The sequence below is a fragment of the Neobacillus camarae genome (assembly GCF_054950115.1).
Genome location: NZ_JBUCKX010000002.1, coordinates 333,609 through 345,970, shown reverse-complemented (window position 1 = coordinate 345,970; position 12,362 = coordinate 333,609). Strand labels below are relative to the sequence as shown.

At 48.9% G+C, this 12,362-nt stretch carries 12 protein-coding genes; all 12 read right to left on the bottom strand.

The window, feature by feature from the left end; all coding sequences use genetic code 11:
• Positions 1 to 1,506 carry an NADH-quinone oxidoreductase subunit M gene (locus ACY8D0_RS09385; protein WP_462410250.1) on the bottom strand — a complete coding sequence of 502 codons (1,506 nt, stop codon included), beginning with the start codon at positions 1,504 to 1,506 and terminating at the stop codon, positions 1 to 3.
• Positions 1,503 to 3,371 (bottom strand): NADH-quinone oxidoreductase subunit L, encoded by a 1,869-nt coding sequence (nuoL, locus tag ACY8D0_RS09380; protein WP_462410249.1) that lies wholly within the window; start codon positions 3,369 to 3,371, stop codon positions 1,503 to 1,505. Before nuoL ends, ACY8D0_RS09385 begins: the two co-directional genes overlap by 4 nt.
• Positions 3,372 to 3,572: 201 nt before the next feature.
• Positions 3,573 to 3,887, bottom strand: a complete 315-nt coding sequence (gene nuoK, locus ACY8D0_RS09375; protein WP_462410248.1) for an NADH-quinone oxidoreductase subunit NuoK — start codon at positions 3,885 to 3,887, stop codon at positions 3,573 to 3,575.
• On the bottom strand, positions 3,884 to 4,402 hold the full coding sequence (locus ACY8D0_RS09370) for an NADH-quinone oxidoreductase subunit J (RefSeq protein WP_462410247.1): 519 nt from the start codon (positions 4,400 to 4,402) through the stop codon (positions 3,884 to 3,886). The genes nuoK and ACY8D0_RS09370 overlap by 4 nt, the downstream gene beginning before the upstream one ends.
• On the bottom strand, positions 4,399 to 4,818 hold the full coding sequence (gene nuoI, locus ACY8D0_RS09365) for an NADH-quinone oxidoreductase subunit NuoI (RefSeq protein ID WP_462410246.1): 420 nt from the start codon (positions 4,816 to 4,818) through the stop codon (positions 4,399 to 4,401). The genes ACY8D0_RS09370 and nuoI overlap by 4 nt, the downstream gene beginning before the upstream one ends.
• A 69-nt stretch (positions 4,819 to 4,887) precedes the next feature.
• The gene (gene nuoH / locus ACY8D0_RS09360; protein ID WP_462410245.1) at positions 4,888 to 5,892 is read right to left on the bottom strand and encodes an NADH-quinone oxidoreductase subunit NuoH; all 1,005 of its coding nucleotides are present in this window, start codon (positions 5,890 to 5,892) and stop codon (positions 4,888 to 4,890) included.
• Positions 5,892 to 6,992, bottom strand: coding sequence for an NADH-quinone oxidoreductase subunit D (locus ACY8D0_RS09355; RefSeq protein ID WP_462410244.1), 1,101 nt, complete (start codon positions 6,990 to 6,992; stop codon positions 5,892 to 5,894). Before ACY8D0_RS09355 ends, nuoH begins: the two co-directional genes overlap by 1 nt.
• 3 nt (positions 6,993 to 6,995) lie before the next feature.
• Complete coding sequence (locus tag ACY8D0_RS09350; protein WP_462410243.1) at positions 6,996 to 8,438, bottom strand: NADH-quinone oxidoreductase subunit C; 1,443 nt, start codon at positions 8,436 to 8,438, stop codon at positions 6,996 to 6,998.
• A gap of 3 nt (positions 8,439 to 8,441) precedes the next feature.
• Positions 8,442 to 8,954, bottom strand: a complete 513-nt coding sequence (locus ACY8D0_RS09345; RefSeq protein ID WP_462410242.1) for a NuoB/complex I 20 kDa subunit family protein — start codon at positions 8,952 to 8,954, stop codon at positions 8,442 to 8,444.
• Positions 8,945 to 9,319 (bottom strand): NADH-quinone oxidoreductase subunit A, encoded by a 375-nt coding sequence (locus tag ACY8D0_RS09340; protein ID WP_462410241.1) that lies wholly within the window; start codon positions 9,317 to 9,319, stop codon positions 8,945 to 8,947. Before ACY8D0_RS09340 ends, ACY8D0_RS09345 begins: the two co-directional genes overlap by 10 nt.
• 1,135 nt (positions 9,320 to 10,454) lie before the next feature.
• Entirely contained in the window at positions 10,455 to 10,859 is a 405-nt protein-coding gene (locus ACY8D0_RS09335) for a F0F1 ATP synthase subunit epsilon (protein ID WP_462410240.1), read from the bottom strand.
• Positions 10,860 to 10,879: 20 nt separating this feature from the next.
• A complete protein-coding gene (atpD, locus tag ACY8D0_RS09330) occupies positions 10,880 to 12,301 on the bottom strand; it encodes a F0F1 ATP synthase subunit beta (protein ID WP_462410239.1) in 1,422 nt (473 codons plus the stop codon).
• Between the last annotated feature and the right edge of the window lie 61 nt (positions 12,302 to 12,362).

The following is a 12,362-nucleotide window of genomic DNA, read 5'->3' as shown; positions in this document are numbered from 1 at the left end:
TCACCCTCCCAACCCAAGCATGATAGTCTCAAGTGTGGCTTGAAGCGGCGCGCTTAGGACACTTGGGTAAACACCAATTACTACAATCAAGAACGTTAACACAATGACCGGGACATACTCGACACCCTTCAAGTCCACTGTTCCGGCAAATTCGCGGTGTGCCTGGCCAAATGTCATGCCGAGCACGGCGCGAAGCAGGTAGGCAGCCGTCATGATGATGCCGATGGTTCCAATCGCAGCCAGCCATGGCAGTTCCTTAAACAAGCCAAGGAATGCCATAAACTCGCTGACGAATCCGGACATGCCCGGCAAGCCTAGTGAGGCCATCGCCGCGGCCAACAGGAACCCTGCCGCCACCGGCATGCCTTTTGCGAGGCCGCCAAGGTTTCCGATCAACGAGGTGTCGGTCCGCTCGTACAGCACGCCCACCAAGAAGAACAACAACGCTGAAATCAATCCGTGAGAGATGACTTGGAAGATCGCCCCTTGCACGCCAGCTTCGTTCATGGCGGCGAGGCCAATCAGCACGATTCCCATGTGGGATATCGAGGAGTAGGCCAAGACCATTTTGAAGTCGGTCTGGATGAACGCCAGAAATGCGCCGTAAAGCAGATTAATGACTCCGAGAATCGCCAGGAGCGTGGCCAATTTTTCAAACTGTGCCGGAAAAATCCCCAGGCCGAACCGGATGAGTCCGTAGGCGCCAATTTTTAAAAGAATACCAGAGTGAATCATGACCACTGCCGGCGGTGCCTGAACGTGCACCTTCAACATCCAGCTGTGCAGCGGGAAGATCGGCAGCTTGACCCCAAAGGCGACTAGCAGAGCGATGAACAAACCGAGCTTGAGGTCGCCTGATAATGGTGCGCTTGGATCAGCCACGATACTTTTTAACATTTCTATATTGGTCGTGCCTGTTTTAGCAAACAAAATCATGATCACAATCAGCAGGACAGCGGAACCCAGTCCGTTGTAGATCAGGAAGCTGTAGGCTGCTTTTTCTTTTTCAAAATAACCCCACTTCCCGATCAGGAAGAACGTTGGAATCAAGGTAATCTCGAAAAATAAGAAAAATAGAATTAAGTTTTCGGCTGTAAACACGCCGAGCATGCCGGTTTCAAGCAGCAAGAACAGCATGTAGTAGCCTTTCCATTCCTTCTTCACATAATTGGAAGCAATCGCCGCCAGTGTGGCAACAACGGCGGTCAACACAACCAATATCAGTTGAAAACCGCTTAATCCAAGCTCGAAGTTGACGGAAAAATACGGTTCGTCTGCGTTCATACCGCGGAATTGAATCCAGTCATGCGCGACAGAGAAATCCGCCAAATCCTTGCCCCACTTAAAATGGAGATAGGCTGCCAACGCCAGCAATAGCGACGGCAGGGTGGCCAGGAAGCCGACCAGTTTGATGGATTTTTCAGCCGTTTTTGGCATGACTGCCAACACGATGATGCCTAACAGCGGGAATAATACAAGCAGTGTCAGTGCCCATCCTAAATTCATTGTAAATACCCCCCTGTTAACGCAAAGATGACTGTTAAGATGGCAAGGCCGACAAAGGCAACGGCCGCGTAGGTTTGCACCTGTCCGTTTTGCAGCTTGGAACCGGTAGCGCCAAGGCCTTGGATAAACCCAGCCACTCCTTTGACAATCCCTTCGACCAGGAAGACATCAATGAATCTAAGAAAATAGCTGATGCCCTTAGCCACGGCGACCACAGTCATTTGATAAAATTCGTCCACATAATATTTGTTGAGTAAAATCGTGTGCAGCGTATCGCCCGTACCGCTGAGCCAGCTGCGGGACACGCTTTTCTTGCCGTAAATCAGCCAAGCAAGGTAGATGCCAGCCAAGGATACAACAGTGGCGGCAATCATGATCCAGATTGGGCCTTCGACATGGGCATGGCCAAGTCTCTCATTGCCATCGACCAGCCAATCGCCAAGGAACGAGCCGAACCATGGGGTATTCACATAGCCGGAAATGACAGCCAGCACACCCAGCACCAGCATAGGCAGGGTCATGCTAGCAGGCGATTCGTGAACATTCTTTTGTCCGCCGCGCGCTTCGCCGGTAAACACCAGGAAGAACAACCGGAACATGTAGAAAGCTGTCATGAAGGCCGCAATAAGCGCCAACAGGAATAGGATTGGATGTCCGCCTTCCCATGCGGCGACTAATATTTCGTCTTTACTGAAGAAACCTGATAACAATGGTACCCCGCTGATTGCCAGTGTGCCGATCAAGAACAGCGGCGCGGTCCATTTTAATTTTTTCCAAAGCCCGCCCATTTCCTCAATGTTCTGCGTGTGGACCGCGTGAATCACGGATCCGGCGGCCAAGAACAGCAAGGCCTTAAAGAACGCATGGGTCATCAGGTGGAACACACCAGCCACATAACCGGCAGAACCGAGCGCGAGCATCATGTAACCCAACTGACTGACGGTCGAGTACGCGAGCACCCGTTTGATATCCGTTTGCACCAAGCCAATGCTGGCCGCAAAGATGGCCGTAAACGCACCGATAATGGCTACCGTCAACAGCGCGGTCTTGCTCGCTGCAAACAGCGGGAACATCGTGGCAACCAAGTATACACCGGCGGCGACCATGGTGGCGGCGTGGATTAATGCCGACACTGGGGTCGGGCCTTCCATCGCATCCGGAAGCCAGGTGTGCAGCGGGAACTGACCCGATTTACCAACTGCGCCAACAAAGATCAGAATGGCGGTTAACGTAATCATCGTTTGCGAAATCCCGCCCGCTTCGACGGCTGAGAAGATTTCGCTGTACTCAAACGATCCCGTTTTCCAGAACAGCAGAATCATGCCGATAAACAAGCCGACGTCGCCGATCCGCGTCATGATGAATGCTTTTTTCGCCGCAGCCTTGGCTTCTTCTTTGTAAAAATAAAACCCGATCAACAGGAAGGAACCGAGACCGACCAGCTCCCAGAAGATATAGGTTTGCAGTAAGTTTGGTGAAATCACCAGTCCGAGCATGGCAAACGTGAATAATCCTAAATAAGCGTAAAATACCGGAAACCGCTCGTCCCCATGCATGTAGCCTTTGGAGTAGGTATGTACTAAAAAACTTACGAGCGATACAATCACCAGCATTAATGCATTTAACTGATTGACTTCAAAACCCGCAGTCAGCGACACATCTCCTATCGTGAGCCATTCGAATTTTTCGATGTAGCTTGGCTCCGTGAAGCGCTCGAATAAAACCAATATCGAGTAAACCAGCGATGCAAGCGTCAGGAGTATCCCGACATAGGCGCCCGCTTCCTTTAATCGCTTGCCGAATAGAAGAAGGATCACAAAAGAAACAAGCGGGAAAAGCGGTATGAGCCATGCATTTTCCATCATCTTTCCCCCTCCGTGCCAGACATCACCCGATTCATTCCGGGACATCTTTGGTGTTTGGCACCATGGTTATGTTTCAAATTTCGTTGGTGTCCAGCCTGTATCAGCTTTGGCACCACGGTTTTAGTCGTCTGGCGGCCCTTTTTCCGCCCGACATTCTGGTTATTGGTCGTGTCCGGCATTTACTCCCGGCACCACCCAGATTTAATGTTTCATTTCGTCCATTTCATCGACATGGACGGTTTTCTTTCTTTGATACAGAGCCATCAAAATGGCCAGTCCTACAGCCGCTTCGGCTGCGGCAACCGCCATCGCAAACAGGGCAAACACCTGGCCGTCAATCGAAGGCGCTGCGCCATACTTACTAAAGGTTACGAGATTAATATTGACGGCATTCAGCATCAACTCAATTGAAATCAGCACAATGACTGTGTTTCTTTTGGTCAGCGCACCGTAAAGTCCGATGCAAAATAAAATCAACGCCAATGCCAGGAAGGCTGAAACGGGAATCGAACTCATGATTTGTCCGCCTCCTTGTCTTCACGTTTGGCCATAATAATGGCACCAATCAAGGCAATTAACAATAACACCGACATAAATTCAAACGGAATCAAGTATTTGCCGTAAATTGCTTTTCCGATTTGCATCGGATTGTTTTCATGCAGTGTCGATGGCACTTGATCGATTGGGGAGTGGTATATGCCGATATAAACTGCGAAACCAAATCCGACAACCCCCAAGAACAGGAACGCTTTTCGCCACCTGCTTGTTTTTTCCTCACTTTCGTCGTATGGCCGCGTCAGCATGATGCCAAACAGCATGATAATTGTGATCGCCCCGGAATAGATGAGAATCTGCACGGCAGCGACAAACTCGGCCGACAGCAGCACATAAATTCCAGCAATGCTGATGAAGGTAAAAATCAGGGCGACGACCATGTGAACGACTTTAGTAAGGTTCAACAGCAGGACCCCGCCGATAATGGCCACCAAGGCCAGTATCATAAATGCGAGAAACTCGCCGGTAAAGGTCATGGTTTGTTCACCTGCCGTATGTTTTCGTCGTTTTCATCCAATGATTCCAGATTCTTAAACAGCATATCGCGGCTGTATTCCGCGAGTTCAAAGTTATTCGTCATCACGATGGCCTCAGTCGGGCACACCTCGGTACATAAATCACAGAGGATACAAATCTCGAAATTGATGTCGTAGGTATCGATGATTTTCCCTTTCTTCGTCGGGTCCGGATGTTTTTTACCCGTCAGCTGGATGCAATCTGTCGGGCAAATATTGGCGCATTGATTGCAGACAATACACTTTTCCGGATAAAACTTTTGAATGCCGCGGAACCGGTCCGGCAGCGGCAGCGGTTCGTTCGGATAATCATACGTTACCGGCTCCCGAGTCAACTGCTTCAGGGTATACTTCAAACCTTTCGTTAATCCTAGCAAGTTTTTCACCCCTTTTTAAAAATAAATCCCGTGTCTCGTGTCCGCTCCAGATATGAACAGCACTTATTTTTAGAAAAATAACGATTTGATTAAGGCGGTTAACATGATATTGCCAATCGCGATTGGCATCAACACTTTCCATGCGAATTCCATCAGTTTGTCGGCACGCATCCGCGGGAACGTGCTGCGGAACCAAAGATAGATAAACAGCACGACACAAAACTTGAGTGCGAACCAGACGGAACCTGGGATAAATCCTAAGAAGCCAAACAATGGCAGCCAGCCGCCAAAGAATAATACCGTAATCAGTCCTGTCATGGCAAATAAATACACATATTCAGCAAGCATAAAGAAGGCCCAGCGGAAACCAGTGTATTCGGTATGATAACCAGCCACGAGTTCTGACTCTGATTCTGGCAAGTCAAACGGTGTCCGGCTCAGCTCTGCGGTAGACGCAATTAGGAAAATGATAAATCCAATCGGCTGCAGCAGGATAAACCAGGCTTTTTCTTGCGCATGAACAATGTCATTTAAGTTCAAGCTTCCAGTTAACAGGATGATCCCGAGCACCGACATAACGAGCGGGATTTCATAGGAAATCATTTGTGCGGTCGCCCTTGCCCCGCCCAGCAGGGAGTACTTGTTGTTGGACGCCCAGCCGCCCAGCAGGATACCGAAAACAGTCAATCCGGAAATCGCTACATAATAGAGCAGTCCGACATTCAGGTCGGCAAATTGAAACTTGTCGGTAAACGGAATAACGGCCAGTACCATAAACGACGGCGCAAAGGCAATCACTGGTGCCAATATGAATAAGGGCTTATCCGCCACTTTCGGGATAATATCTTCTTTTAACAAAAGCTTTAAGACGTCAGCAACGGTCTGAAGCAAGCCCCAGCGGCCGCCGACTTGGTTTGGGCCGATCCGGTTTTGCATGAACCCCATGACCTTCCGCTCGGCCAGGATGGAGAATGTAACAAAGCCCAATACGACTAATAACAATACGAGCCCGGTAATAAAGAAGAAGATAAATTGTCCCCAGCCAGGACTCGTATGCAGCAGATCTTGTACCATCAGCCATCCACCTCTCCCAGTACGATATCAATGGCTCCCAAAATGGTGACCATGTTGGCGATGTTTTCGCCTTTTAATAGCTTGGGAAGGATTTGCAGGTTATAAAAAGATGGCCTTCTAAATTTCAAGCGGTACGGCTCTTTTTTCCCGTCGCTGTTGATATAACAGCCGATTTCGCCGCGTGGCGCCTCGATTCTGACATAGGCCTCCCCTTTTGGCACTTTGATGATTTTTGGCACCTTGGCTAAAATTCCCCCGTCTTGCGGGAATTGTTCAGCGGCCTGCTCCACAATTTTTAACGATTCGCCGATTTCTGCGAGCCGGCATTGGTACCGCGCCCAAGCATCGCCGCTATCCCTTGTCGGGACATCGAAGTCAAACCGGTCATAAATCGAATACGGCTCGTCTTTGCGCAAATCCCATTTGACGCCGGTACAGCGGAGGTTGGTGCCGGAGAGCGAGTAATTCAGCGCATCTTCCTTCGTATACTTTCCAATGCCTTTGACCCGGTTCAGGAAGATCTCGTTTCCGGTCACAAGGCTGTGGTACCCTTCCAGCTGCTTGCGCATGTACGGAACAAATTCTTTTACTTTTTCAATCCAGCCCTCTGGCGCATCCCATTTCACGCCGCCTACCCGCATGTAGTTGTAGGTCAGACGTCCGCCGGACAGTTCGTTTAACAGATTGATAATCATTTCACGTTCACGGAACGCATAAATGAACGGAGAAGTCGCTCCAAGGTCCAGCAAGTAGGTCCCCCACCAGACGAGGTGGCTGGCAACCCGGTTTAATTCCATGGCGAGGACGCGCAGGTATTCGGCACGCTCCGGCACCTGGATGTTCATCATCGTTTCCACGGCATGGCAGATGACGTAGTTATTGGTCATGGCGGACAGGTAATCCATCCGGTCTGTGTAAGGAATAATTTGCGTGTATTGCAGGTTTTCGGCTATTTTTTCAGTCCCGCGGTGCAAATATCCGATGACCGGTGTAGCTTCGGTAATGATTTCTCCGTCCAGCTTGACGACGAGCCGGAACACCCCGTGCGTACTCGGGTGCTGTGGGCCGACGTTCAGGACCATTTCTTCTGTTCTGATCATGTACTACACCTCCACATCATACGGCTCGTAGTCTTTGCGCAGCGGATAGCCGATCCAATCTTCGCCAAGGAAAATCCGGTGCAGGTTCGGGTGTCCGGTAAACCGGATGCCGAGCAGGTCGTAGGCTTCACATTCCGGCCAGTCGGCCCCTGCCCATAACGGCTGCAACGATTCGATGACGGGATTGTCCCGGTCCATTTTTACCTTGACCGCGATAGATTGCCGTTTTTTGTATGAGTATAAGTGAACATAAATTTCCATATGGGTTTCGAAGTCTGTCCCATGCAGCTCTGACAGATAGTCAAATCCCAACAGTTCGTTGTATTTTAAAAATTGGGCCAGTTTGAAGTAGGATTCACGCTTCACAACCAGTGTTGGAACATCCTTCGATAGTTTATTAATATAAGAATCTTCTAAAACATCGGAACCCATGTTTTCTTCAATGACTTTTAAATATTTATCCAAATAAGGCTGGTTCGGGGATGGTTTTGCCGGTTCCGTCGGTGCTGCTGCAGCGCCTTTGGCGGCTCCTCCAGCTTTGGCTTTGGCTGCGGCGGCCGCGGCGGCTTTCGCTTTGGCTGCGGCAATGGCTTTGGCTTTTTCATCGCCATCTGCGGCTGCTCCGCCTTCACGGGATGCTTTCGCTGCGGCTGCGGCTTTGGCCTTGGCTGCGGCTGCGGCTTTGGCTTTTGCGGCTGCGGCGGCCTTCGCTTTCGCATCGTCTCCCGCTTCAGCTGCCGGTTCGTCCGATCCTGCATCTCCGCCTGCTAGCTCCATCGCCTTCCGTTTGGCGGCTGCCGCTGCTTTGGCTTTCGCTACAGCTGCCGCTTTTTTCTTGGCGAGTTCATCCGCATCGGAGGTTTCGGTTTCTGCTGCCGGCTCCTCGTCGGCAATGCTTTCGCGTTTCCTTTTCGCTAACGCGGCCGCTTTCGCTTTGGCTGCTGCCGCTGCTTTTTTCTTCGCTACATCATCCTCTTCTCCAGAACCTGCGGCTGCCGGTGCCTCGGCTGGCGGCTCCTCGTCCACGATGCCTTCGCGTTTCTTTTTCGCTAACGCGGCTGCTTTCGCTTTGGCTGCTGCAGCTGCTTTTTTCTTTGCTAAGTCATCCTCTTCACCAGAGCTTGCGGCTGCCGGTGCCTCGGCTGGCGGCTCCTCCTCCACGATGCCTTCCCGTTTCTTTTTCGCTAACGCGGCTGCTTTCGCTTTGGCTGCCGCGGCTGCCTTTTTCTTTGCTAAATCATCCGCATCGCCCGCTGGTGCTGGGGTTTGTTCTTGCGGTTCGGCTGCTTGGGGTGCCGCTTCTTTAGGCACTTCCGCTTTGGCCGGCTCTTCCTTCTTAGGCGCAGCTTCCCCTGCCTGCCTTGCCTGGCGTCTTGCCAATGCCTCCGCCTTCGCTTTGGCCGCCGCCTCCCGCTTTTGTTGCTCGAGATCTTTCTCCTCACTCATGGACTAGATCACCTTCTTCCCCGTCTTCGCTTCGTATCGGATTTTTTCTTTGAGTTTGTTAATTCCATAGATTAACGCGGCTGGGTTTGGAGGGCACCCCGGGATGTACACATCCACCGGAACGATTTGGTCGACCCCTTTAACAACAGAATAAGATTTAATGTACGGACCTCCTGCGGTCGCACATGAGCCCATCGCGATAACCCACTTTGGCTCCGGCATTTGGTCATAAATCCGGCGCAGCAATGGCGCCATTTTTTTCGTAACGGTACCGGACACAATCATGCAGTCCGATTGCCGCGGTGACGGACGGAAAAACGAGCCCATCCGGTCCAAGTCATAGTGGGCCGCACCCACGCCCATCATTTCAATTGCACAACAAGCCAGACCAAATGTTACGGGATAAATGGAACTGCTTCGCGCCCATCCCTTCACCTGCTCCAGCGTTGTCATAAATACATTTCTCTTTAACTCTTCGGCTTCTAGATTTGAAATACCATCCAAATTTAAATCCATCGTAGCACCTTCTTTTTCCAGGCATAGACCAAGCCAATTAACAGCATAATGACGAAAATCACCATTTCCACTAACGCAAAGATGCCTAGTTTGTCATAGGCAACGGCCCATGGATATAAAAACACCGTTTCTACATCAAAAATTACAAACATCAGGGCAAAAATATAATAGCGGACATTGAACTGTACACGTGAATCGTGAAATGGTTCAACACCGCTTTCATATGTGGTATACTTCGCCTCACTAGGTTTAAAAGGACGCAGAAGCTTTCCCAAAAATAGCGCCACCACCGGCAGCAAAATACCGAGACATAGGAACACAAAAACTATCAGATAATTATTCTGATATACATTTAAAAGTTCCATGTCTATCCCCTCCAATGTTGAATATTTTCATATTTCTAACTAGTGAATATTGTAACCGAATTCATTATAGCATTGTTACAAACTTGTGTCGACAAACCCGCCATATTAAAATTGGAAAATTATTTTGAGCTCAACTTTCCTCTAAAATACTATCGAAAAATTAGTCGAATTGACCTAAAATTTGGCCCATTTTAGGTTTTGGATCTCCAACATCACCAGCCAGACTTGTCAGCAGAAACTTACCTACAACTATCCTATTCTTGGGTGCGATTTTCATTCGGATTTTAGCAAAATCCTCAGAAGTTAGCTTGCTTTTTTGAGTGTGTGCTGGAATCGTATAGGCCCTTTTATTTGTTTATCGACCAAACTTAGCCTCTTATCAACCTAATCTGGTCCTTTATCAACCTCAATTAATCTTTTTTCAACCTAAATTATTCTTTTATCAACCTCAATTCCCTTTTTATCAACGCTTCTCCTTCTATCCATAAAAAAATCCCTCTGGGTAGACCCAGAGGAGTTAGCATATTTATCTTCTAGCAATCTGCAGTTGGGTTACTTTTTATTGTAGTGTTCTCGAACTGTTCATTGCAGAGAAATATCTACTTTGGAACCTTTCTTAAAATGAGCTATTTTTTATTTTAGGTCCTTGTATTTGTTTATCGACCAAACTTGGCCTCTTATCAACCTAATCTGGTCCTTTATCAACCTCAATTAATCTTTTTTCAACCTAAATTAGTCTTTTATCAACCCAAATTCCCTATCTATCAACGCTTCTCCTCCTATCCATGAAAAAACCCCTCTGGGGAGACCCAGAGGGGTTAGCATATTTATCTTCTAGCAAAGTCATCTGCAGTATAGTTACTTTTTATTGTAGTGTTCTCGAACTGTTCATTGCAGAGAAATATCCACTTTGTTAATCGCTCTTAAAAATGAGCAATTTTTTCCCCTTTCATTTGTTTATCGACCAAACTTGGCCTCTTATCAACCCAATCTGGTCCTTTATCAACCTCAGTTAGTCTTCTATCAACGTTAACTACCCCTTTATCAACCCAAATCCCCTATTTATCAACGCCTCTCTCCTATCCATGAAAAAACCCCTCTGGGTAAGCCCAGAGGGGTTTTTACTCGTATATATTTATCTTCTTTCCGCAACAGAAAGGCGGTTGATGGCGCGGCGCAATGCGGACTCGGCACGTCGGAAATCATAATGCTCAGCCTTTTGGTCATTCATCCGCTGCTCGGCACGCTCCTTCGCTCTCAAGGCGCGTTCGATATCGATCTCTTCTGCTTTCTCAGCAGACTGTGCCAAAATCGTCACCTGATCTGGACGGACCTCTAGAAAACCGCCGCTCACAGCGACATATTCCGTCTTGCCGTCCTTCTTCAGGCGGACCGAACCAATCTCCAGTGGAGCCACCATCGGGATATGTCCTGGCAAAACGCCAAGCTCTCCTGACTTCGCCTTGGTACTCACCATTTCCACATCGTCTTCGTACACCGGGCCATCGGGAGTAACAACACTGACTTTAATCGTCTTCATTTTTTACCCTCCTGGCGGTATTAGACCTCTACACCCATGCGTTTTGCAGACTCAACCACATCTTCAATTGGGCCGACAAGACGGAAGGCATCCTCTGGAAGGTGGTCATATTTTCCTTCAAGGATTTCCTTAAAGCCACGTACAGTTTCTTTAACCGGTACATACGAACCTGGCTGGCCAGTGAACTGCTCAGCCACGTGGAAGTTTTGCGATAAGAAGTTTTGAACCCGGCGGGCACGAGCAACGACTAACTTATCTTCATCAGACAACTCGTCCATACCAAGGATGGCGATGATATCCTGCAACTCACGGTAACGCTGCAATGTTTCCTGCACTTGACGAGCCACATTGTAGTGCTCTTCGCCAACGATATCAGGTGACAGCGCACGAGAAGTCGAAGCAAGCGGGTCCACCGCTGGGTAGATACCCATCTCAGAAAGTTTACGCTCCAGGTTTGTTGTTGCATCTAAATGAGCGAAAGTCGTAGCCGGAGCCGGGTCAGTATAGTCATCGGCTGGTACGTAAATCGCTTGGATTGATGTAACAGAACCTTTATTAGTAGAAGTAATCCGTTCTTGCAAACGGCCCATTTCAGTAGCAAGCGTTGGCTGATAACCTACGGCAGATGGCATACGGCCAAGCAGCGCAGAAACCTCAGAACCTGCTTGTGTGAAACGGAAGATGTTGTCCATGAAGAACAACACGTCTTGTCCTTGCTCATCACGGAAATATTCAGCCATGGTCAAACCAGTCAAGGCCACACGCATACGTGCACCTGGCGGCTCATTCATCTGACCGAATACCATCGCTGTTTGCTTGATAACACCTGAATCTGTCATTTCGTGGTAAAGGTCGTTCCCTTCACGCGTACGCTCACCGACGCCGGCAAAAACAGAAATACCGCTGTGCTCCTGCGCGATGTTATTGATCAATTCCTGGATTAATACGGTTTTACCTACACCGGCACCACCGAATAGTCCGATCTTACCGCCCTTGATGTAAGGAGCTAGCAAGTCTACTACTTTAATACCAGTTTCCAAAATTTCTACTTCCGTAGAAAGGTTTTCAAAAGTTGGTGCTTCACGGTGAATCGAATCACGGCGGGCACTAGCTGGCACGTCCTCTTTCAAGTCAATCGCTTCGCCTAGTACGTTAAATACACGGCCAAGAGTTGGCTCCCCAACCGGTACCGAAATCGCTGCACCAGTATCTTCTACTTCCACTCCACGAGTTAAACCGTCAGTGGAAGACATCGCGATGGCACGAACCGTATCATCGCCTAAATGAAGGGCTACTTCAAGGGTTAAGTTCATCGCAACTTCCGCTTGACTACGCGCTTCTGTATTAATTCTCAATGCGTTATAAATCTCAGGCAGCTGACCGTTTTCAAACTTCACGTCAACAACCGGACCCATAACCTGAACAACGCGTCCTTTGTTCATCGTTTTCCCTCCTAACAATGTTGCAAACTGTATACCGAACTATATTTCGAGAATCCGAACT